This window comes from Ancylothrix sp. D3o, from assembly GCF_025370775.1.
GTDB lineage: Bacteria > Cyanobacteriota > Cyanobacteriia > Cyanobacteriales > Oscillatoriaceae > Ancylothrix.
Map to the genome: position 1 here is coordinate 71,245 of NZ_JAMXEX010000016.1, position 21,650 is coordinate 92,894.

Annotated in this window: 20 protein-coding genes and 2 pseudogenes; 12 read left to right on the forward strand and 10 right to left on the reverse strand. The window is 41.5% G+C overall.

Annotated elements, in window-relative coordinates; genetic code table 11:
* The first annotated feature begins 10 nt into the window (after positions 1-10).
* Positions 11-997: a hypothetical protein gene (locus NG798_RS21440; protein ID WP_261225746.1), complete on the forward strand. Its 987-nt coding sequence runs from the start codon at positions 11-13 to the stop codon at positions 995-997.
* Here the strand turns inward: NG798_RS21440 and NG798_RS21445 are convergent.
* From NG798_RS21445 to NG798_RS21475, 7 genes and pseudogenes are all read right to left on the reverse strand, one after another.
* Complete coding sequence (locus tag NG798_RS21445; RefSeq protein ID WP_261225747.1) at positions 984-2,261, reverse strand: site-specific DNA-methyltransferase; 1,278 nt, start codon at positions 2,259-2,261, stop codon at positions 984-986. The two genes, NG798_RS21440 and NG798_RS21445, sit on opposite strands and share 14 nt — an antisense overlap.
* A gap of 29 nt (positions 2,262-2,290) precedes the next feature.
* Positions 2,291-2,536 carry a winged helix-turn-helix domain-containing protein gene (locus NG798_RS21450; RefSeq protein ID WP_261225748.1) on the reverse strand — a complete coding sequence of 82 codons (246 nt, stop codon included), beginning with the start codon at positions 2,534-2,536 and terminating at the stop codon, positions 2,291-2,293.
* Between the two features lie 271 nt (positions 2,537-2,807).
* Positions 2,808-3,206: pseudogene (locus tag NG798_RS21455) on the reverse strand (ABC transporter transmembrane domain-containing protein); the annotation flags it as partial.
* A 351-nt stretch (positions 3,207-3,557) separates the two neighbouring features.
* Positions 3,558-5,783: a glycoside hydrolase gene (locus tag NG798_RS21460; protein ID WP_261225749.1), complete on the reverse strand. Its 2,226-nt coding sequence runs from the start codon at positions 5,781-5,783 to the stop codon at positions 3,558-3,560.
* 208 nt (positions 5,784-5,991) lie between these two features.
* On the reverse strand, positions 5,992-6,222 hold the full coding sequence (locus NG798_RS21465) for a NifU family protein (RefSeq protein ID WP_375338991.1): 231 nt from the start codon (positions 6,220-6,222) through the stop codon (positions 5,992-5,994).
* Between the two features lie 106 nt (positions 6,223-6,328).
* The gene (locus NG798_RS21470; RefSeq protein ID WP_261225751.1) at positions 6,329-6,979 is read right to left on the reverse strand and encodes a DUF3386 domain-containing protein; all 651 of its coding nucleotides are present in this window, start codon (positions 6,977-6,979) and stop codon (positions 6,329-6,331) included.
* Between the two features lie 106 nt (positions 6,980-7,085).
* Complete coding sequence (locus NG798_RS21475) at positions 7,086-7,271, reverse strand: hypothetical protein (RefSeq protein WP_261225752.1); 186 nt, start codon at positions 7,269-7,271, stop codon at positions 7,086-7,088.
* A 292-nt stretch (positions 7,272-7,563) separates the two neighbouring features.
* Between NG798_RS21475 and NG798_RS21480 the strand changes: the two genes are divergently transcribed.
* The 4 genes from NG798_RS21480 to NG798_RS21490 all read left to right on the forward strand — a co-directional run bounded on the left by NG798_RS21480 (position 7,564) and on the right by NG798_RS21490 (position 11,215).
* Positions 7,564-8,064, forward strand: coding sequence for a COP23 domain-containing protein (locus NG798_RS21480; protein WP_261225753.1), 501 nt, complete (start codon positions 7,564-7,566; stop codon positions 8,062-8,064).
* A 152-nt stretch (positions 8,065-8,216) separates the two neighbouring features.
* Complete coding sequence (locus NG798_RS21485) at positions 8,217-10,766, forward strand: serine protease (protein ID WP_261225754.1); 2,550 nt, start codon at positions 8,217-8,219, stop codon at positions 10,764-10,766.
* Positions 10,767-10,878: 112 nt separating this feature from the next.
* Positions 10,879-10,998 (forward strand): DUF6883 domain-containing protein, encoded by a 120-nt coding sequence (locus tag NG798_RS28220; protein WP_375338992.1) that lies wholly within the window; start codon positions 10,879-10,881, stop codon positions 10,996-10,998.
* Entirely contained in the window at positions 10,991-11,215 is a 225-nt protein-coding gene (locus NG798_RS21490) for a DUF4926 domain-containing protein (protein ID WP_261225755.1), read from the forward strand. The genes NG798_RS28220 and NG798_RS21490 overlap by 8 nt, the downstream gene beginning before the upstream one ends.
* Positions 11,216-11,264: 49 nt before the next feature.
* Here NG798_RS21490 and NG798_RS21495 read toward each other — a convergent pair whose 3' ends face one another.
* Positions 11,265-12,371, reverse strand: a complete 1,107-nt coding sequence (locus NG798_RS21495) for a hypothetical protein (protein WP_261225756.1) — start codon at positions 12,369-12,371, stop codon at positions 11,265-11,267.
* A 23-nt stretch (positions 12,372-12,394) separates the two neighbouring features.
* Here NG798_RS21495 and NG798_RS21500 point away from each other — a divergent pair.
* A pseudogene (locus NG798_RS21500) lies at positions 12,395-13,456 on the forward strand (ISKra4 family transposase).
* 424 nt (positions 13,457-13,880) lie between these two features.
* Here NG798_RS21500 and NG798_RS21505 read toward each other — a convergent pair.
* Positions 13,881-14,441, reverse strand: coding sequence for a Uma2 family endonuclease (locus NG798_RS21505; protein ID WP_261225757.1), 561 nt, complete (start codon positions 14,439-14,441; stop codon positions 13,881-13,883).
* Between the two features lie 133 nt (positions 14,442-14,574).
* Between NG798_RS21505 and NG798_RS21510 the strand changes: the two genes are divergently transcribed.
* The 5 genes from NG798_RS21510 to NG798_RS21530 all read left to right on the forward strand — a co-directional run bounded on the left by NG798_RS21510 (position 14,575) and on the right by NG798_RS21530 (position 19,566).
* On the forward strand, positions 14,575-15,495 hold the full coding sequence (locus tag NG798_RS21510) for a ribonuclease D (RefSeq protein WP_261225758.1): 921 nt from the start codon (positions 14,575-14,577) through the stop codon (positions 15,493-15,495).
* A gap of 113 nt (positions 15,496-15,608) precedes the next feature.
* The gene (locus NG798_RS21515; RefSeq protein WP_261225759.1) at positions 15,609-16,238 is read left to right on the forward strand and encodes a DUF4178 domain-containing protein; all 630 of its coding nucleotides are present in this window, start codon (positions 15,609-15,611) and stop codon (positions 16,236-16,238) included.
* A gap of 10 nt (positions 16,239-16,248) precedes the next feature.
* Positions 16,249-17,715 carry a methyltransferase domain-containing protein gene (locus NG798_RS21520; protein ID WP_261225760.1) on the forward strand — a complete coding sequence of 489 codons (1,467 nt, stop codon included), beginning with the start codon at positions 16,249-16,251 and terminating at the stop codon, positions 17,713-17,715.
* A complete protein-coding gene (locus NG798_RS21525) occupies positions 17,693-18,718 on the forward strand; it encodes a peptidoglycan bridge formation glycyltransferase FemA/FemB family protein (protein WP_261225761.1) in 1,026 nt (341 codons plus the stop codon). Before NG798_RS21520 ends, NG798_RS21525 begins: the two co-directional genes overlap by 23 nt.
* A 2-nt stretch (positions 18,719-18,720) precedes the next feature.
* Complete coding sequence (locus NG798_RS21530) at positions 18,721-19,566, forward strand: DUF350 domain-containing protein (protein ID WP_261225762.1); 846 nt, start codon at positions 18,721-18,723, stop codon at positions 19,564-19,566.
* A 37-nt stretch (positions 19,567-19,603) separates the two neighbouring features.
* Here NG798_RS21530 and NG798_RS21535 read toward each other — a convergent pair whose 3' ends face one another.
* Positions 19,604-20,188 carry a DUF99 family protein gene (locus tag NG798_RS21535; protein WP_261225763.1) on the reverse strand — a complete coding sequence of 195 codons (585 nt, stop codon included), beginning with the start codon at positions 20,186-20,188 and terminating at the stop codon, positions 19,604-19,606.
* Positions 20,189-20,248: 60 nt separating this feature from the next.
* Here NG798_RS21535 and NG798_RS21540 point away from each other — a divergent pair, with 60 nt between their 5' ends.
* Entirely contained in the window at positions 20,249-21,601 is a 1,353-nt protein-coding gene (locus NG798_RS21540) for an MATE family efflux transporter (RefSeq protein ID WP_261225764.1), read from the forward strand.
* Positions 21,602-21,650: the final 49 nt, after the last annotated feature.

Sequence of the window (21,650 nt, forward strand, 5' to 3'; positions counted from 1 at the left end):
TTGCAGAATCATGGCAAGAGACCCAGCTATTTCGGACATTTTTTATTACTTCGAGCAGTTTTCCAGTCTTCAAACCGGTCGCACGATAGGACGAAAAATCGGGGTTATGCAGGAAGTTATGCTAAGAAAGTATCTGATGCAATCTCCGGCAGTGGCTGAACGCATCCTATTGGAACATTCTGTAGAAGGACTCTCAGGAGCAACTCACAAACTGGAATTCTTGGTTTGTAATTTGTCAGACCGGCTCGTGATGCCCATCAACCAGCCAATTCAGTATGGTGGTATTGAGTTACAAATGGTTTCTGGGAAAAATGATTCTGCCAAAATTGTAGCGCGGTGGTTGGATGAAGATAATCCTGTCAGGCTTGTTAGCGAGATAAAGAAAGGCGCGACGTTTAATAGCAAACCACTCTTGCTGCGCCTTAGACGCGAGGGACTTGTCGCCCGGTTGATAGAAGTCAGTTCGGATTATGCAGAGTTAGCTTTACTTGAACCGGCTGTACCCCTGGCCACTATTGAAAGCAAGCGGGTAGGAGCCCAACGGTTTTCTAGTAGTGACAAACTGGGCGCTGGAATCCAAACTATCGAGAAGGCAAAGCAAGCCGCTTTGGTTGCGATTGATGCTGACTTGCGTTTCAATGGCACCGTTAAGCCACAAGCTGTGCCACAACAGTTACGCCGCTACTTATCAATTGTGGTGCTTGGCAATGGTGTTCATTGGGAAAGAAAGTCGCGTAGGGTCTTGTTGACTTATGTTGACCACGTTTATCTAGTGCCGGACACTTCTATTATTCGCTATTGCGATTATGTGCGAAACCTATCCCAACAGAAAGGAGAAGACTTTTTACAATTCTATATGGATTATTTCTCTGGAATGACAACTATGAAGAATGATAATTTTCAAGTTGATGACGACGATTTTGTAGCACTTGAAGGCGATTCAGTGTCTTTACTCACAGTGGTCGAGCAACATATCACGAATATCAACCCGATTTAGGTTTATTGAAGACGAGAATAGCGTCACGTTTTTCGGCTTTGCCGTGATAATCGGCGCGGTTTTTATAAGCATACTTTCCGGTTCCATAGTGTGTCGTGCGGTAAATTGTCTGCTTGTGTCTAAATCCAGCCATCTCTCCCATTTCGATGAACCACCTATGCACCGGAAGAAGCTCCCCTTTGATTGTTGAATCACCGATCACAACACAGCACATTGCACCGGGGCGGAGCAATTGCCATAGCCCTTCGAGCATTTGCAGATTACCTATCCTATAACTCTCAATGACTTGTGGGTTCGCAGGCCAACTGCGTGTTTCCAACTTCCGCAGTTGCTTATAGTCTAAGTAGTCGCTCCCTAACAAATTACGAGATTGCACAGACCATTGATTAAATAAGCCATCCAGCCACAGAAGTTCAAGACGGTAAACAGGTAGGTAATCGAAGCAATTCACATAGGGCGGGTGTGTTAAAGCCAAATCAAATGATTCGCTAGCAAACTCTGAGGACTTGATTAATGCCCGGTTATCGCCAAGATAACAGGCAGCAGTGGCCTCGCCTTTGACAGCTACGCCGAATTCTTTCATCCTCTGGCACATATCCAACGACTTCTTTTCAAAAACCTCCAGTGGTGAACGAGGCGCTTTACCTTTGTTTATATGAGGCCGCACTTCACCATCGTAAGCTCTCGAAACCCTGCGGATGATGGAGGCAAAGGCTAACAGATAAAAATCTTTAATCGTGCCAGACTCAAAACCGTAAATAGCGTGACGTAAGGCGCACAATTCTAAGGTTGCTTGAAGGGAGAACCATTTCTCCAATTCTTCCATCGGCAGGTGATCGATAGCTATTTCAGCCTCGCCGCTTTCGAGAAAGTCCTTTGCAACAAGTAAGATTTTTCGACACGCATCCTCCAAAGCCTGCGCTGGCAAGAAAGTCGTTTTTACATTAGCCGCCAAGACACCAAGCGGATTAATATCGACACCTATCGCATTATGACCTGCAATAACTGCTTCCACAAGGGTTGTTCCGCTTCCTGAATAGTTGTCAATGATGTTGGCGGGGCCATTGGTTTCTATAAACTCATTAATGACTCTCTTCGCCAATGCAGAAGGAAATTTTCCATAGTAGCGAAAGAAGTTGTGCGTCAGATAAGCATATTCATGGATTGTGCCGTTCAACTCCCATAAATTGCCAAGATCAGCCGAAACTTCGAGTCGATTAGTGTTTTCCAAGTCGTTCACTTCAAAAAGGCTTGCTGAAGTCACAATACCACCTCGCTCTATAAATATTACTCTTAATTTAAACCCAGGCGAACATAACCGGGCCCAACACGAGTTTTACGCCGTGCAAAGATGCGTTTCATTCGTCCGCTCTGGCCATCCCGCCCATCCGTATATAAAACGGCCATGTTTGTAAAAACAGGCGTCTTGTCCTCTGGCCTAATCAAACCACGTTTAATGCCTGCCTCTGTGATTTCGCCAACCGTCATTAGTTGTTCTGATGCTTCCAGAACAATCAAAGCTGCTTCTCTGTAAGTCATTGAATCTGTCGTAAGCCAAGGTTATTCTGACACAGATTTTATTATAAAAGCAGTCCATACACAAAGACACCAAAGCAAAATAACAGCCAGACAACAAGGCGGTGCAATTGACCGCCTACAGCTTGCACTTCGCTCCATCTTTTAGCAGAGGCTGACATTTACCGTTAGACAGTGAGGCAAGGAGATCCTCTTTTCCCCCTTATAATAACCCTCTTTTCAGCGTCTCACTTGTCAGAGATTAGAACAATTAATTAACCTTTATAAAGGGGGCCATATTTATCAAAGCGCCGGTGCTGCGTTCTTCAAAGTAAGATATTTCTAATTCTTGAATGTGGCGGTAGGCATCTTGTCTTAAATTATGCTGGATAGATTGACCTAAATTTCGCCATAGTCTTGCATAAGCATATTCAAAAACTGATTCCAATATCCAGACAATGACTGTCAGAATAGAGAGGATAATAAATTGACTAAAAACGTCTTTAACTCCCCATTTAGCGATCAGGGAATCTTCTTGTTTGACAATTACATCAACAGCAGCCCCAATTAAAGCTGGGGGTGCTAGGTCGAATATTTTATTAAGAATTGAACAAACCGTTGCTTGCCAAATTTGAGTCTGATATTGCTTACCGTAATTGAACAGGCGCCGGAGGGGGTGAGCGGTTTTAGTCACAGGTTTAAGTGAAAGAAAATTGAAGATTGGAATTTACCAAGAGGGCAATTTCTATTTTATCTGATTTGTAGCATTCGTGCTTAAGAAATGTAGGTTTTGACTCGCTGACGGGATTCTTTCAAAAAATGCGCTTTCTTCTAATAAGAAACAAGCTAACTTATTTTTGGCTTATTTTTGATTTTGTCTACTTTTGAATCGTTATATTTAAGGAGATGTTTGTATTAAAATTTAAATGTACAACAGCTTATAACCTGCCTTAAACAGTTACTAAAACCAGATAACAGCATTCTGTGGCTGAATCACAGAACGAGTAAAAAAGCGAACCTCAGCCACAGAACGAGGAAAATTAGATTAGGGCATTTCAAACGAAATCAAGGTATTTTCCGGCAAATAATCCTTAAACAGGCCCCCCTCAGACAACATCACCACCATTCGCAAACCCCAGTCAGGATGCGTGGGTAAATCAGCCCAAGGTAATGCCAATTCTAAACACTTATCCACCGCAACTTGTGCACGCGACGGACGCGGGTTCCAGCGTTGATTTTCGCACGCTTCTTGTAACCACACCGAATGTGTTAGCAAATTAATTCCTAAATGGTGGTGGAAATAATAATTCACCGGTGCCTCATGGGGTAAACTCGCCAAAGGTGCGGGACTATTACACAAAGGTTTCTCTGGATAATACCACAACAAATTCACTTCTGGCGGGCAATCTTTGCCGAATTGAATACCACTTTTGAAATCCATCCGCAAATAGAAATTAAGGTGGTCTACTCCATACCAAATCCGCTGAATAGCTGAACTGCGGTGCATTGTACCCCGCGCCCCGCCTACTTCCAACCGGCCCGCTTTATCCCAATCTTGCTCATCTCCGACACCATCAATTGTCGGATGAATAAAACTTTGGGGCCGGTGTTCTTTGTGTTTTTCATGCACTTCTACCGGCTTGCGAACATCTTCAGGAATTGGCTCATTTAATGCCTGATAAATTCCCGCCAAATGTTCTCTAAATAACTGATCAAACATGGCATCCTGATTTGAAGAATGACCCTCCCCAAACCACCAGAACCAATCAGAACCCTCGGCTGCATAAAGTGCTTCCCACGCTTCCGGGTTATTTTCTGGGGTGGCTTCGGGGTGCTTTGCCAGCACTTCCCGTGCTTTTGTCAACAAATCCCAGGCTTTATTTTTCGCCGGATCGCCTATCCATGTCGTCAAACTGCCATCTACCCAGGAACCACTATGCAATTTATCTGCCGGCAGTGTTTCGGTGGGCGGGAATTGATCTAAAAATTCCGAAACAGTTACTAATTTAATATCCTGGGAATCACTCAATTTTCGATAAAGATTTTCCAGAAAAGGTAAACCATCTTTTTGATAAAATTCCCAGCAATTTTCGCCATCCAAAGCTATCGTAACTAACCAGGGTTTTTCTAAAGCGCCGCCGCCGTTGCGGTATTTTAAACTGCGGGAAATTGCTTCTAAATGACCGACTAAATCATTGGCGGCTTTTTTCGGTTCCATTGAGCCATAAGTAAAGCCAATTAAATCAGAAAGCCGGTGATCGCGGAAAACAATTGCTAAATCTCCCTGGGGAGTTTCTAGGCGATAAGGTTGGTAAAGCATCTCTGGTTCGCAAACATTCCCCACCCCATCTCTGTGAAAAAATGTTTTCTTTGTCCAGCCTAAAATTGCCTCATCTGAACATATCCATTTAAAGCCTTGTTGTGCAATATAAGGTAAAATTGCCGGACTGACGGCTTGCTCAGAAGGCCATAAACCTCTGGGTGTTCTCCCAAAGCGTTCTTGATACATATCCCAGGATTTTTGCAAGTGGCGGGGGATATCTTCTTGCCATTGAAAGCGATTTTTTGGCAAGGTCATATTGGGAATTGCTACTCGTCCGCAATTTGTATCAGCAAGTAAGGGTAAAATCGGGTGGGTGTAAGGGGTTGTGGTGACTTCTAATTGGCCGCTGTCTTGCATTTTTTTGTGTTGCGGCACAATGCGGCTGAGAATTTCTCGCTGTTTTGAATATATGCGTTGCCGGTCTGCGAGAGTAAAGTTTTTTCCTTGTTTTAACCAAGTATCAATTTCTGGATCGTCCCAAAAAATCGGGTCTATCCATGCTAAATTATGCCATGCTAATAAATCGCTATAGTCTTGTAATGTCCAATTTTGAAAACACCAACCATAGCCTTTATCTTGTCGTTGGTGATACAGTTGGGAATAGCGGGGGTGCGGGTCAATTAAGGTGTGATGATTGGCATCAAAAAAATGCTCAATGATAAAATATTTTTGTTCGTTTGTTAGGTTTTCTTCGGGGGTTAAGGCAGCGTTGAGATAGGGATCAAAGGCATTACCTTCGATATAATCTTCTAACTGCAAAATTAACGAGGGAACTAAGTTAACGGTTTGATGTAGTTTCGGATACCGTTCGAGGATTAATATCAAATCAAGGTAATCTTTGGTACCGTGCAAGCGCACCCAAGGCAGCCGATACTGGCCGGTGGCGCGATTTTTGTAGAGGGGTTGATGTTGGTGCCAAATAAATGCAACGTAGAGGGGATGGGGCATATTTTCAACTGAGGTGAAGAAAGTTTATTTCTCTCTAGTGTTCTAAGATTCTACCTTACCCCAGGAACTAAAAAACCGACACTTCATATGAGTGCCGGTTGGTAGGTTTTTGCTCCCTCTCTGTGTTCCGGGGTGCTTGCTTCTGTGTGCTGGCCTTGAAAAAAAAAGAGGTCTGTAGTTAGACCTCTGAGGGGGAACCGGCCTGTTTTTAAAGGACTTGTTCGACGTCTGTAATTTCGGGAATCATTTCTCGTAGCCGGCGCTCAATTCCCATCCGTAGTGTCATTGTGGAACTTGGACAAGTACCGCAAGCACCTTGTAAGCGCAACTTGACTATCGGCCCATCAAGTTCGACGAGTTCGACGTTTCCACCATCTGACATTAAATAGGGCCGCAATTCATCTAAGACTGTTTCGACGTTTTCACGGTTGAGTGTCAGGGACATTGTTTTTTTCCTCTTTTCCGGGGGCTACTTTAACAATCTTATCGTTTCTTAAGTACGCTGGGCACACCTAGCCATTGAAGTTTATTGCCCAGCATCCAGTTTAAACGGTGGCCGGCACGAGTAGTTTAATATTCGTGAAGTTAAACTCGGTGGTGATTTCTTGGCCTTTTTCTTTGGCGTGGATGACTTGCTGTGTCATTAGATAATAATCGCCTACTTTCTCGAATTTATCTTGATGCTGACGTTCTGTGATAATTTCGTTGGTTTGGGGGTTGCGGAATACGACATCATAGCCGGTGGCGAGATATCCGTTGCCGGTGTCTAAAGTTTCGTAGGTGTCTATGACAAAGGCGACTCTTCCCATGACGCGGCTTACTTGGCAAATTTCTTTGCCTCGTATTTTATAATTAGAGCCCATTGAGTCTCCTTTAACTAAAATTTCGCTGGCGCCGGTGTCGTCGGTTTCTCCGAGGGTAAATGAGTTTTTGCTGTGGGAGTCTTCAAAGCTATTGCGTTTACGGTGGGTGACAATATCGCGCAGTTGAGTATATACGCTTTGGCTAATTTCTTCGCCTTCAATGCCGGTGACTTCGACTGTCATATCGCCGTTAATCTTAATTTGACCGCGATACTCTTCTTCGCCTTGTTTTAATTCGATGTCGGCGCTATAACCGGGGAAGTTGCTATCCCAGGTGTAGCGGTTTTCGTAAGCGGCTTTAAATAAATCTCGTGCTTGATTTTGTTCGGTCATGGGTTCCTCGTTTGGTTTTTTGCTGTTATTTATTATAGCTTAAAGTCGATAATTAGGGATGGGAAAACCCTACCTTGTCTTAGCCGCCTGGGTAGAATAATTTGGGTTAGGATGAAGGGTTGGGAATGGCTGGGTGAAATTTTGGATAAAATAGATGTGCCGGTGTTTGGATAAAGACTATGGAAGCTATTACAAATTGTAGGGTTTTTGATGCCGGTTTTTGAGGCCGGTTTTTGAGGCCGGTTTTTGAGGCCGGTATATACACGAATAAAACCCCTTTGGGGTTAATCATTTAATTTTATAGGTAGCTGGTATTTGTCGCCGGTTGAATAGCGTCTACATTAATAAAACCCCAAAGGGGTTAACCATTTAATTCTATAGTCCGTAGGACTTCTTTTGTATAGGCACTCTCTAACCCGTGACTATTGGGAATGTTTAATGATGCTGGTGTAGAAGGGGATAGTATAGCGTTTTTTTGAGTTTTGTTAATTTTTCCTGAAGTGGGGCCACCGGCCCATAACTTCAGCTATAATACCTCTCAAGTTTGAGAGCGTTTTCTACCTTTAGGTAGAGGGAATTCTGCCATGAATAGGAAAATTTGGCGTGGTTTTTTGGTTGGGGTTTTGTTGTTGACGGTGGCCGGTTGTAAGGAAGAAACACCACCGCGTCTTAAAATGAATTTTGTTTGTAAGGCTGGGAAAAACGGCATACCCACCACCTATGCACTCACACCTATTGGACAAAAACCGGTTATTCGTTGGGTATCAAAATATTTTGAAGGTAGTGGATATACGCCGCAAAGACGTTGCGAAGAAGTGACGCAAAAAATGCAAACTGCTGAGAATAATGGCGTTTTGAATTTTATCACCGTTGGCAGAGAAAATAATCAGGATGTTATTTGCTTTTCTACTGTCAAAGGAGGGAAATGCGATTTAACCTTGCTTACTCTTAAGCCTAATGATAGTGCCGGTAAAGCAGTTGAGGATCTTTTAAATTTCGGTGCGGCGGGGCCCATTGAGCAAAGTAGCAGCGGGCCTTCTATTGATTTCGAGAAATGGGTTAAATCTATTCCGTCAGAAAAATAAGCAAATTAAATGTATGGTGCAACCACAGGGCGGGAACTACAATCAACCCCCCTAGTGGCGCAGGCATCTTGCCTGCGATTGCCGATTACCGGCCCCAAACCCCAGTTCATCAACATATTTGCACAAATTCAGCCAAACTTATGTCAAACAATATGAAAAAACAACGTCTTTTTTTCACAGCCTTTTTAGGCAGCTTATTACTCATCTCCCCCGTCTTCTATGGCTGTAATTCCTCATCAAAAAAACCGGAAACAACCGCTGCAATTCCTCAATCCTCTCAGCAAAATTTGGAGGAACTTGCAAAATCTATTACGGTTAAAGTCATGGCCGGCAAATCAGGGGGATCGGGGACAATTATTAATAAAAAGGGGGATGTTTATACAGTTTTAACAAATCAGCACGTCGTCAACCTTGGCACCCCCCACCGCATCCAAACTCCCGACGGCAAAATTTATGATGCAGAAATTGATAAAATTTATGATGCAGAAATTGATAAAAATGTCAATAGTAAAGAGAAAGATTTAGCGCTGTTGCAGTTTCGTTCCTCCGCAGATTATCAGGTAGCGGAATTTCCAGAAAATGTGGAAGAAAACGAGTTTTTTAAGGCTTTGAAAGTGGGGGATGAACTTGTGGCGGCGGGTTTTCCTTCAGAGCAAAATAATTTGAAAATTGCGCGGGGAAAAATTGCTGTGCTACCTGAGAAATCCTTGCAGGGTGGTTATCGGCTGGGGTATGATAATGCTATTGAAAAAGGCATGAGTGGCGGGCCGGTTTTGAATAATCGCGGCGAATTAATTGCCGTTAATGGCAGAGATGCTTATCCGGTTTTTGGCGATCCGTTTGTGTTTGAAGATGGTTCTCGTCCCTCGGAAAATGATAAAAATAAGATGATGGCTGTGAGTTGGGGGGTGGGGGTGCCGGTGTTGGCAAAATTGGCTCCCAGTTTAGTTGAAACTCAGGAGTTAAGTTTAACAGGTATCCCTAATGATGTGAGGGAAATTGCTAAAAAAATTACTGTGCGAATTGATTATGCTGGGTATAATGGTTCGGGGGTGATTATTGCGAGAGATGGGAATAATTATTATGTTTTGACGGCGCATCATGTGGCAAAAAATGAAAATAAAGAAGTTGTTACCCCAGATGGAAAACGTTATCCGGTGAATGAAAGTACGGTGAAATCTCTTGAGCGGCAGGCTGATTTAGCAGTGTTGCAGTTTAGCAGTAGTGAAAATTATCAAGTGGCAACTTTGGGGAATTATAGTTTAGATGAAAAACGCTTGGTGTTTACCTATGGTTGGGGAAAAGCTGAAGGGAAAAAAGCCAAACCTAAGTTTACTCCGGGTTTTATTTTTGGTAAAGAGGACGGTTCTATTTATGCAAAAGATCCAGGTTCTTTGACTTATGGTTATGAGCTAGTTTATACGAATATAACTCAAGGTGGCATGAGTGGGGGGCCGGTTTTGGATACTCAAGGACGAGTGATTGGTATTCATGGACGTGCGGAGGGAAATGACATAGATGGAATTCAGTATGGCTATAGTTTAGGTGTGCCAATAAAAACTTTTGTGGCTGATTTAAAGTCAGCGGAAAGTAAGTTAAAGATGAAGCAAAAGTTGAGTTTGGAAACATCAATTCCTGCTTCTGTTGATGAAAACGATAAATTTTCAATTTATTTTACTGAATTATTTAAACTAAAAATACCCCAGGATAAAACAAAGGCAAAAGATTGGATAAACTACGGCAATCAGTTATGGCGAATTGAGTTATATAAAGAAGCTATTGCGGCGTTTGAGGAAGCAATTAAACTGAATCGGGATTTGGATCAAGCTTGGTATGCAAGGGGTTTAGCATTATCTTATAACCGGGAATATCAAAAAGGTTTTGAGTCTTTTGATAAAGCTACCAAAATTAACCCGAAATTTTATCAATCTTGGCGTTGGCGTGGCGGTTTACTAAGCCAATATTTAAACAATCCTGAAGAGGCGTTGAAATCTTTTGATAAAGCAATTAGTATTAATAATCAAGATTTTACCTTGCACTTATCCAGAGGAAATGTGTTGAGAGATTTAAAACGCTATCAGGATGCTGTTACTGCTTATAAGAAGGCTATTGAGCTTAATAAAAACCATTCTTGGAGTTACTTCAACCTAGGAAATGCACGCAGGGATTTAAAAGACGATCAGGGTGCAATTGAGGATTACACTGAAGCTATTAAAATTAATCCTAACTTGGCCGAAGCTTACATCAACCGGGGGCTTGTACGCCGGAATTTAAAAGACGATCAGGGTGCGATTGAGGATTTCACTAAAGGTATTTCAATTAATCCTAACTTGGCCGAAGCTTACATCAACCTGGGGTTTGCACGCAGCCATTTAAAAAAATATGAGGATGCGATTGAGGATTTCACTAAAGGTATTTCAATTAATCCTAACTTGGCCGAAGCTTACATCGGCCGGGGGGTTGCACGCAGTGAGATAGGAAAGTATGAGGATGCGATTGAGGATTTCACTCAAGCTATTAAAATTAATCCTAGCTATGCCGAAGCTTACGCCACCCGGGGGGCTGCATACGCTTTAACTGGAGAGACCGAAAGTGGAATAAAAGATTTTCAAAAAGCCGCAGAATTGTTTCGCCAGCAAGGGAATATGGAAGGTTATCAAACCGCCCAAAAATTAGTAAAACAATTTCAAAATCAACAATAAATATTACCCTCATCCTTGCCTGGGTTGGTTTTTACCTTCCCCAAAAACTATAATACAAATAATCCCAAAAACCCATTCAGCAAAACAATGTTAAACAGCATAGATTGAAGGGATACTACCGGCACCCGATGGCAGATCGCCGCCTGTTCGTTCAGTTTGGTTTATAGACACCGGCGCAGAAAATCCCCGACTTGTTACCGCCTATCCACTCAAAACAAAAAAACATGATTGAAGAACTAGATAGAATTATTTTAACAGAAGACCTGAGCCAATATGGATTAAAAAAAGGAGACATTGGCACCGTAGTTTTGCAACACAATAACAGCAACTTCTACGAAGTAGAATTTGTTACCTTAGACGGTGATACCATAGCCATTATTACCTTAGAAAATACTCAAATTCGCCCCATTGCCGAGCGAGAAATTGCCACTGTTCGCAGTTTGGTTTAACTGTTTTTAGAAACCGGCTAACTTTCACGAAATCCGGTTTCTAAAAACCCTAACGAATCTCCAACGAATCCCTAATCTTATCAAACTTAGGCTGAAACTCAGAAAACTCCTCACTTTTCGCCGCATAAATCAAAACATACAACTTGCCATCAACCTCTCGCCAAACATACTGACGTTTAACCTTAACCTTATCCTCTACACCTTCACTCACCACCCAATTTGCCTCACCCTTTGCCAACGTTGTTGTTTGAGGAACATTTGGCAAAGTTTCCCCCGTTTCCGCCTGCCTTTGTTTCTTCAAATTTTCGTAAAACTTCGATGCCGACTGATTAGAAATCACACTCAAAGACACACTTTCTTGAAACTTATCATCCTTCCCATCTTTTGGCGAAACAAACACCACACCATTGCCATAAAACCCACCTGGCGAAACTTGCTTTTCCCACTTATCAGGATATTTCAACTTCACGCCTAACGTAGAATCTTCATAAGTTTTGGGTAAATTCAAAAACGCCATTATTCCAAAAATTAAACCAACAACTGCCCCGGTAGCCGCTAAAAGCTCTAAGATAATTTTCGTATCCTTAATAAATTTTTTGACTTTTGGTACAAAACCTTTCGGCTGAGAATTACCAGGAGGGGGAGAGGGAATAGTTGGGCTCATAGGTTGCTGTAAAATAGTTTGTAACACCGGCACCACTTCCACCGCAGAAACATAACGCTGCCGGTAATCCTTACGAACCATCTTATCAATAACATCCCCCAAATTACCACTCACCGGCCCCAAATTTCGCCACGAAAATTCCCCCGTCACCGCATCCTCTGGAAACCCCCCAAAACTCGGATCAGGATTTAACCCCGTCAACGCCTGAATAGCCATCACCCCCACCGCATAAACATCACTACTAAAACGCGGTTTCCCATTCGCCTGCTCATCCGGCATATAACCCGCAGTTCCTATCATAATCGTAGACATAACTTGCCCCTGATTACTAACAGTCAAACCGCCAATTTCCTTAACCGCCCCAAAATCAATTAAAACAATCTTCCCATCCGACTTGCGGCGAATTAAATTAGCCGGCTTAATATCCCGATGAATGGGAGAATCCCGTTTTTGCAAGTGTACCAGACTGTGGTACAATAAATTATATGCCACTCACATAAATACAACCTTTATTTATGACCCCTGAAGAATCTCAAAAACTCCAAGAACATATCACAGCTATCGCTAAAATTATTTACCAAAATACTCCCTCAGAAGATTTAGTTTCCATAGAAACTATTGAAAAATCAGTGCGCCAGCAAATCTTAGAAAAAGTCAGTCCCCAAGGGGCTTTTTTTTATCAAAGAAAAGACAGGAACAATTAAGGGACGAACAAGAAAGTTAAAAAGTTCTGTGGGAGAAATTCCTATTACAGAAAAACAAGCCTCTCGATTACATCTGCCGACTCGTTGTCGGATTTCTCCATTTTTAGAAAAATGTTGTTTACGGATTAGCGCTAATGAATCTTACCAAAATGCGCTCGTTAGAATTAGAAATTTTAATGGGAGTAAAAATTGGTCATACTACACTTCATAGGCAGGTACAAAGAACGGAATTTTTTACTCCTGATGCTCAACAAACGGTCACGCCCATTAAGCGCAGATGGTGGGAAAGTTAGAGTCAGAACAGAAAAAGGCCAAAGCTGCGAATGGCTTGAGTATAAAGCAATTAGGCTCCAAAAGGTTTATTATAATGCAGCTTTTAAAGATAATTTATTCCTGAGCGATTGGGTGAATTCTCAAAAACTGGCTAAGCTTTTAGTTTGTTTGGGAGATGGTCATCCTGGGGTGTGGAAATTAATGTCAGAAATTTATAGTTCTTCACAAAGGTGGGAAATACTAGATTGGTATCATCTGAGAGAAAATCTTTATAAAATTGGGGGTTCTCTGAAACGCCTCCAACAAATTGAATCTTATTTATGGTGTGGCCAAGTTGAGGGGGCGGTTGCTGTGTTAGGCGAGTATCGTCGTCAAAAAGCTCAAAATTTTCTCAAATATTTACAAGAACATAAAAGCCGAATTATTAATTATAAGAGAGTGCAAGCTTCTGAGCTTTGTTCGATTGGCTCCGGCGCAGTGGAGTCAGCTATTAAACAGCTTGATTTAAGACTGAAAGTGGTAGGGGCGCAGTGGAATAAACATAACGTGAATCAAATGTTACAACTTCGTTGTGCTTATCTTAATGGTCAACTAGCCTAAGCGGTCTTTTACAAAAACGGGATGCTCCCCAGATGATAGATTAATCTCCTTTTTTCAAAAAAGTTCCACCGGCCCACCTTTTCAACTTTCTACTTTTCTTCAAATGCCTCCTGCTTTCCGCTGGGATACCGGCCTCACATCTCCTAATTCCCATAAATGCTAAAACCACCCTATTAGCATCTTTGGATCTATGAACGAAAATAGAACGTTAACAAATTCAAAATCCCCTTTTCTGGTTATCAGCATTGAACGCAATTATAGCGGTAAATCCAATCAAACCAGAACAACGTGGCAAAGTCAAACAAATGGCAGCAGCATGGCGAGAATGGGGCGAAAATCAGGGGTATCTTGTTTTAAAAATGTACAGATGCCGTAAAATTTAAATTAACTGGCCCTTTTTATTGTAGATTTTATATTCATAAGCCTACTCAAACAAACCCCCCACCGGCACGCTAAATTCCGGCAATAAAGGACTGGTTAAATCATCTTCTTTAAACAACGTCATCGCTAATTTCAAAATACCGTTTTCCCGCCGATAAACTTCTACTTTTTGCTGTTGCCTGTCAAAAATCCAGTATTCCCGCACACCTTGAACTGAGTATAATTTTAACTTTGATTGCCGGTCGCGTTTTTCCTGTTCTTCACCCGGAGATAACACCTCTACCACTAATTCTGGTGCTCCCCGTAAATGGCCGGCTTCATCTAATACTTCGGCTAACCGTTCATTGCTGATCCAAACCACATCAGGGATGACATTATCAGCATCCGTGAAAATAATTCCAGGGACTTGCACAGCCTTGCCCAACTTTGTGCGCCGTGACCAATTTGTTAACTCTACACAAACATTGTTAGCAACTGATTGATGTTTCCAGTGGGGGGCTCTTGTCACGATTAATTCTCCTTCAATTATCTCATAACGGTTGCCGTTATCTGGCAAGAATTCTAAATCCTCGGTTGTCCAGCGGACTTTTTCTGTAGTTGACATAAGTTTGACTCGTCTATGTGTTGGGATTATACATGAAATTGTTGTGTTTAAATTATAGCATTTTTTATAGACACCGGCCCGCTCTCGCGCACTCTTTGCTATAATCAGACAAAACCAAAAAAGAGATTCTTTTATGCCTTATTTAACCGATGCGGATGACATGAGAAACGTGATTGCCAAAGTTTCCCAATTTCAAATTCTCTGGATAGATACAGAAGTTGCGGACTATAAAAGCAAAAAGCCGAGACTTTCTTTGATTCAAGTTTTAGCAGACCCCAGAGACCTCACCGGCCAACAAACCTATGTGTTTGATGTTTTAGATAAACCCCAGATAACTGAGCTTTTTATTGACGAAATCATGGCAGATGAAGAAATAGAAAAAGTCTTTCATAATGCCAGCTATGACTTGAGGTTTTTAGGAAAAACAACGGCAAAAAATGTAACCTGTACCCTAGAAATGGCAAAAAAACTGCCCTACTATCTTCTCCCCGTCCCTAATTTATCTCTCAAAACTTTAGCTAGTCAAATTTGTAAATTTTCCGAGGTCGATAAGGAAGAACAAGGTAGCAACTGGGGAAAAAGACCTCTGACTGAAAAACAGCTAGAATATGCTCACAAAGATCCAGTTTATTTAGCTCATGTTTACCGCGTTTTATTGCATTTGCTTAATAAAAATAACCCCGATCCTGCTACGGAAAATTTAAACATCTTGGCGAAACGCTATCAGGAAATTGAGCATTATTGGAAACTTTTAGACTCAGAAATGACGGCGTTACAAGAACGAATTAAAAAAGCAATGCAGGCCCAAAGCTTATCAGAAACTACTGAGTTTAAACTGTCTGTATCTGAGCGAAAAACCCTGAAAACCGGCTTTGCAAAATTGGCTGAACTTGCACAAAGTCGCGGCTTAGAATTAGATTTTTCAATTACCTTGACAAAAGTGCTACAAGAAGTATTAGGAGATGCAATGGATGAGTTAGCGGTGGATGTGGAAAAAACAACAGTGTGCCGGTTAACTACCAAGTTTTCAGACAATGAAGAAAGCAATGAATAGGTGAGGTTTAACAAAAGTTAATAAAAAAATGGCTTTGATTTTTTGCTTCTTAAGCTAAACTTGAGACAGCCGGAAACTGGCCGATGATAAAAGTGAAGAAATGGAGAATTTGTATGGTTTCAACTTCTAGTTTAGACCGCTTACAAAGTTTGCGAGCAGGCGATGCTTTCAGTTATTACAAACTAAACTATTCTGTCAAAGATTATAGCAGCTATACTGATGCAAAAGGTTATCAAACGGAAGAATGGTTACTGAATACTCACAGCGACTTAGAATATTACTTACTGCGAGAAGTTGACCCAGATAACTCCAGCCATTTGGTTAACTGGTATTTATCTGAAGAAGTCGCAGAACCTAGTTTATTTAATGCAGAAAACCAAGATAATATCCTTACTTATGTGTGGAAAAATATGCAAGAACATAATACTCCTTATCCTGAACTAAAGCTTTATGGAGATAGCTACTATTTTGAATCAAAAACTGAAGGTAGCTATGAGGGAGACTATGATAAAACTACCCGCATCACTTGGGATTATTGGGATAGAAGCCATCAACGCAATTTAGCAATTGAAGCATGGCCGGATGGGGATTTGCACGTTTATTTAACCAAACTCATTAAGCCAGAACAAATCACGATTATTGAGAAACAATTGGTCAAAAAAACTTCTAATCCCTTTCCAATTTTTCAAGTGATTTTTTCCGTAGGCTTGATCATTTGGGGTTTACTTTTAGTGATGGGTTAATTATCAAAAAATGCCGACATCTTTATTTGTAGAACATCACAACACCGGCCTTGCTTTTTATATCAACGGCGATTTACAGTTTGATACCGCTGATGAGGCGCTTTATCACGAGTTCCTAGTTATGCCAACAATAGCACTTACAGCGCAGCGTTTTGGTGGCGTTAACTTGCGGGTTTTGATCTGCGGCGGTGGGGATGGGTTGGTGGCACGCGATGTGCTACGCTTCCCGCAGGTATGCCACATAGATTTAGTGGATTACAACCCAGAGGTTTTAGAACTGGCAAAAACAATTTTTAAACCTTATAATTTTGGCAGTTTAGAAAATAGTCGAGTGCGGGTTTATGCGGAGGAAGCGTTTGCATTTGTGTCTTCCATTGCAGACAATTCTTATCATGCGATTATTTGCGATTTTACTTACCCAACTTGCGCGGAAGATACAGCTATTTACTCTCAAGAGTGGTTTCAAGAATTAAATCGAATTTTGATTCCCGGTGGGGTAATTTCTACGAATGGCGTTTCTCCAGAAAATCGTACCTCAGGTTTTTGGTGTCTGTATCAAACCTTGCTCTCTACCGGCTTGATGGCAAAACCTTTACAAGTTTCTATTCCTTCTTTTCAACGTCATGGTTATGGGAATTGGGGCTTTTTTATCGCTTCTGCAATTCCCATTAATCGCAGCGATTTAGAAGCTTTGATTTTCCCCGATAACCTGCAAACTCTCAACCCTGAAAGTTTGCTTAATGCTTTCATATTTTCCGAAAAAATTGCTAAAAATCGTCACCATCTGGCCATTAATACATTGACTTGCAAACAACTTTATTATTACTTGCTAAATCCTAATTTTAATTTAGCAAAAGATGAGGATAAAAGCAATAAGATAGATTTTTTGGAAATTCAAGAAGTTGCCACCGGCATAATAGCAACTCAGGATAACTTAGCCCTGGAATCAATGGCAAAAGTATGGTTAGAAAAAATATATGCAGCCGAACAAATCACGGAGGAAGATATAGCAAAAATGGTGCCGGTGCAACACCGCTACCACAGCCCTAAAATGACGCGAGAATGGCTTTCTTATTTGCAACAACTTTTAGGAGAAGTTGATGTCGCGCAACTACTTAATAAAATGCTAGAAAGGGCGCAGGAACTTCCGCCGAAGCTACTAGAAGAATTGAAAGAACTAGCGGCAAAAATTAAGGCGGGTGAAAACCTCCCTAAACTGCCTCCCAAAACAGCAGAATTTATTACTATTTTGTCTGTTACCCTCTTAATTGCCAACGTATTAACCCCTGATGCTGTATTTGCAAAAGGCTATTATTCTGGAAGTAGCACCGGCACTCGTGTCTATTCCGATTCTTATTACGATAGTAGCAGCGATTGGAAACAAATCATCGGATTTATTATGATTTTTGGAGGTGGTAGTTGGTTGTGGTCTGCATTAGAAGAATGGATAAAAAATGGCTCTGAAAACCGAAACTAATTTAATGCAAATACCCTTAAAATTGCAAACTCTAGTTTCAGCAGATAGTCAGTTTTGGGATAGGCTTTCTCAAGACTGTTTTATGCAATCTTGGGCGTGGGCAGATTTTAAAGAATTAGAAGGATATAAAACGTTTCGTTGTGGTTTATTTAGCGGCGAAACATTGGTTGGGGGTTGCATTTTTTACTACTACCCCCACCCAGGAAAATCCAACTTATTACTTTCTCCGGGTGGCCCCATTTTACCACCAAACTGCCCGGCAGAAGCCATGCAATTGCTATTACAAAAAGCCGCAGCTTTGGCAAAAGAAGTAGGGGCTATAGCATGGCGAATAGAACCACTTTGGCAAGAAAAACCGGCTTTCTTAAAAAGCTTTGTGCGCGCACCGGCAGACTTATTACCCTCGGAAACTCTCTTAATTAACCTACAACCAACTGAAGGCGAAATTTTAGCGCAAATGAAGCACAAAGGACGCTATAATTTACAGTTAAGTCAAAAAAAAGGAGTAAAAATAGAATTCACAACCAACCCTCAAAGCATCCCAGTTTTTTATGATTTGTTTTGGGAAACAGTACGCCGGCAACATTTTTTTGGCGAACCCTACGGCTTTTTTATCAATCTTTGTCAGACGCTTTTTTCTGCAAATATGGCAGAAATTGGCATCGCCACTTGGCAAGGAAAAATATTAGCCAGTGTGATTATTATCTACAGGGGAAATCGCGCCACATACCTTTACGGCGGACGCAGTTTTCAACATCCCGAAATCCGAGCATCCTATAGCTTACATTGGGAAGCTATGCGGCGTGCAAAAGCAAAAAATTGTCAAGTTTATGACTTTTATGGCTATACTCGTGATGCAAACCACGCATATTCCAAATTTTCGCAATTTAAACGGCAATTTGGCGGTGTGCCGGTGACAACCATCGGCGCTCACGATTACTTTTTTTATGACAATCTTGCTGATACTATCATTACATTATTACACCATTTAGGAGAGAAATAATCATGCTTCAATGGGTTTTTATTAGTTTAGAAATTATTATCGGATTTGCAGTGTTTTGGGTGGGGCAATTTGCCTACCAAAAAATCTACCGCCGGCACATGAATCTCAACCAGGAACTCTTTATTAAAGATAACCCTGCCGTTGCTATTTCCCTCGTTGGTTATTACTTCGGAATTGTCTTAGCTTTAGGCGGAGTTTTAGACAAAACCCTAACTACTTGGCAAGGGGAATTACAAGTTTTAACCAGTTATGGTGCAACCGTAATTTTATTCATGCTTGCCGGCGCCTGGGTAGGAGATAAATTAATCCTCCGTTGCTTTAATTGTGACAGAGAAATCCTCCAAGAAAGAAACACCGGCGCAGCAGCAGTAGAAGCCGGCAATCATATCGCCAATGGCTTAATTTTAAACGCTGCACTAGGTGGAGAAACCGGCACCTGGTTAGTCGGTTTAGTATGCTGGATTATTGGTTTAGGAGTGCTACTTTTAGTTAGTTTAGCTTATCCAAAAATCACCAAATACAACGTATTTCGAGAAATTGAAAAACGCAATAATCCCGCCGCTGGTGTTGCTTTAGCCGGCTTATTAATCGCCACAGGCAATATTGTCCGCGTTGCATTTTCCCCCGAATTTGTAGACTGGAAAACTAGCCTCAGCCAATACGTTTTTACTCTCCTTTTTTGTCTCGTTTCTCTCATCGCTATTCGTTGGTTAGCCGATTTAATCTTAGTTCCTGGTGTCAAAATATCCGACGAAATTGTAAATCAGCAAATCCCCAATTTAGGAGCCGGTTTAATCGAAGCTTTTGCCTATATCGGAGCCTCATTTTTAATCGCATGGGCAATTTAATCGCCTAGAATTCAAAGGGGCTGATGGCATCAATAAATTAAGCCGAACTACTACTCTCTCCCTTAATAACCGCAGCCCCAATTAAATGAGCTAAACGTAAAGCCTCCGGCACCTTTCCACAAGCAGTTAAACGCGGCAAAACCGCCGCAATAACTTCGGGAGACTCCCCACAAACCTGAAAAAAATAAGGCGGATAAGCATAAATTTTCCCTGCACGGCTTAATATTTCCAGACGCTTTTCTAACATTGGAAGCCGGCTCATAGCTTGCTCAATTTTTGTCAGATTTGGTAGCCGGCGCATCACCGCCACACAAGGTAGATTTAACCGTAAAGATAACTCCTGTAAATCAATAATATTAAACCCTCCAAAACCAATCCCATCAATTAAAATTAAATGCAATTGCCGAAGAAATTTCTTACCAATTAATAACTCACAAATTTTATGCGTTGCATCCCAACCATCCGGCTCAACTTCTCCCCAAACCATCCCCTCAAACCGCGTTCCAGCACACACAATACCCGCAATATTCACCGCCTCACCGCTACCCCGAATAAAAGGCGCATCATCAAAACCAATCACTCTAATTTCCCGATTTAAACGCAGTAAATCTGTTAGTTTCATAGTAAAATATATAAAGTCAATTTAAACAAATAGTTGTGATCACCACAACATCTCCCTGCAATGTCAAAAATTTTAACAGAAGCAAAAGCCTGTTTGCGCCTAGCAATACCCCTCGCCGCCGCGCAACTTGCTCAAGCCGCCACTAATTTTGCCGACACAGTAATGATGGGGTTACTTGGTAGCACAACTATCGCTGGTGGAGGTTTAGGATCTGTTATATATTCTACTCTGGTTTTAATCATCACCGGCATTGTTTCTTCCACAAGCATTTTTGCCGCTGTCGCCTTTGGGATGGGTGATAAAGATCGCATTCGACGCATTACTAATCAAGGACTTTTGTTAGCTATTTTTATCTCTTTTCCTTTGATGATATTAATTGCTAATTTTGGTAAAGTTTTAGGTTTATTGGGCCAAAATCCAGATAATATCCGTTTAGCAGAAGATTATCTCTCTCCCATTATGTGGGGCTTTCCTGCTAGTATTGGCTTGGCAGTATTAAGAAGTATTTTATCTTCTTTAAACCATGCCAAAATCATTACTTTTATTGTGGTTACAGGAGTAGTTTTTAATATTTGTGGAAATTATATCTTGATGTTTGGAAAGTTGGGTTTTCCTGCCCTTGGTTTAGCCGGCATTGCGTGGGCAAGTACCTTAACTTATTGGTTAATGTTGTTTGCTGCTATTTTTTATATGCTCTCTCAATCGGAATTAAAATCTTACCACTTTTTTAAAAAAATCTCCCACATTGAAATCCCAATCTTAGGCGATTTAATCCACACCGGCTTGCCAATTGGTGGACTATTTGCATTTGAAGCTGGACTATTTGCAACCACTGCTTTTTTAATGGGATATTTAGGCACAATTCCCCTCGCTGCTCATCACATTGCCCTACAAACCGGCGCCATGACATTTATGGTGCCGGTGGGTATTTCCCTCGCTACAACTGTTAGAGTCGGGCAAATGATCGGACAAAATGACCCAAAAGCTGCTAGATTAGCTGGCTTTGTTCCGATTGCCATAGGCGCTATTTTTATGACAGCAATGGGTTTAATTTTTTGGCTATTTCCTAAACAAATTGTATCTCTATATTTGGATATTAAAAAACCTGAAAACTATGCCGTTGTCAACTATGCCATTTCTTTATTAGGCATCGCCGCTATGTTTCAAATATTTGATGGCATTCAAGTCATTGCCGGCGGTGCTTTGCGAGGCTTAAAAGATACAAAAATTCCCATGTTTGTTGGCATCTTTTCCTACTGGGGAGTTGGATTTGTCACCGGCTGCATTTTGTGTTTTTATTTCAAATGGGGAGGGGTAGGTTTATGGGCCGGTTTAGCCCTCGGACTTGCCGTTACCGCCGCAATTTTAACATGGCGTTTCACCCATCTTATCAACCGATTTTTACTCTCCTAACTTTCCCCCCCTTCCTCCAAAACCCCCTATTTCCAAACAGACAACCCAT

Coding starts and splice junctions, on each gene's coding strand:
- NG798_RS21440 (WP_261225746.1), top strand. CDS start 11: ATGGCAAGAGACCCAGCTATTTCGGACATTTTTTATTACTTCGAGCAG.
- NG798_RS21450 (WP_261225748.1), bottom strand. CDS start 2,536: ATGACTTACAGAGAAGCAGCTTTGATTGTTCTGGAAGCATCAGAACAA.
- NG798_RS21460 (WP_261225749.1), bottom strand. CDS start 5,783: ATGCCCCATCCCCTCTACGTTGCATTTATTTGGCACCAACATCAACCC.
- NG798_RS21470 (WP_261225751.1), bottom strand. CDS start 6,979: ATGACCGAACAAAATCAAGCACGAGATTTATTTAAAGCCGCTTACGAA.
- NG798_RS21475 (WP_261225752.1), bottom strand. CDS start 7,271: ATGATTAACCCCAAAGGGGTTTTATTCGTGTATATACCGGCCTCAAAA.
- NG798_RS21480 (WP_261225753.1), top strand. CDS start 7,564: ATGAATAGGAAAATTTGGCGTGGTTTTTTGGTTGGGGTTTTGTTGTTG.
- NG798_RS21485 (WP_261225754.1), top strand. CDS start 8,217: ATGAAAAAACAACGTCTTTTTTTCACAGCCTTTTTAGGCAGCTTATTA.
- NG798_RS21490 (WP_261225755.1), top strand. CDS start 10,991: ATGATTGAAGAACTAGATAGAATTATTTTAACAGAAGACCTGAGCCAA.
- NG798_RS21505 (WP_261225757.1), bottom strand. CDS start 14,441: ATGTCAACTACAGAAAAAGTCCGCTGGACAACCGAGGATTTAGAATTC.
- NG798_RS21510 (WP_261225758.1), top strand. CDS start 14,575: ATGCCTTATTTAACCGATGCGGATGACATGAGAAACGTGATTGCCAAA.
- NG798_RS21515 (WP_261225759.1), top strand. CDS start 15,609: ATGGTTTCAACTTCTAGTTTAGACCGCTTACAAAGTTTGCGAGCAGGC.
- NG798_RS21520 (WP_261225760.1), top strand. CDS start 16,249: ATGCCGACATCTTTATTTGTAGAACATCACAACACCGGCCTTGCTTTT.
- NG798_RS21525 (WP_261225761.1), top strand. CDS start 17,693: ATGGCTCTGAAAACCGAAACTAATTTAATGCAAATACCCTTAAAATTG.
- NG798_RS21530 (WP_261225762.1), top strand. CDS start 18,721: ATGCTTCAATGGGTTTTTATTAGTTTAGAAATTATTATCGGATTTGCA.
- NG798_RS21535 (WP_261225763.1), bottom strand. CDS start 20,188: ATGAAACTAACAGATTTACTGCGTTTAAATCGGGAAATTAGAGTGATT.
- NG798_RS21540 (WP_261225764.1), top strand. CDS start 20,249: ATGTCAAAAATTTTAACAGAAGCAAAAGCCTGTTTGCGCCTAGCAATA.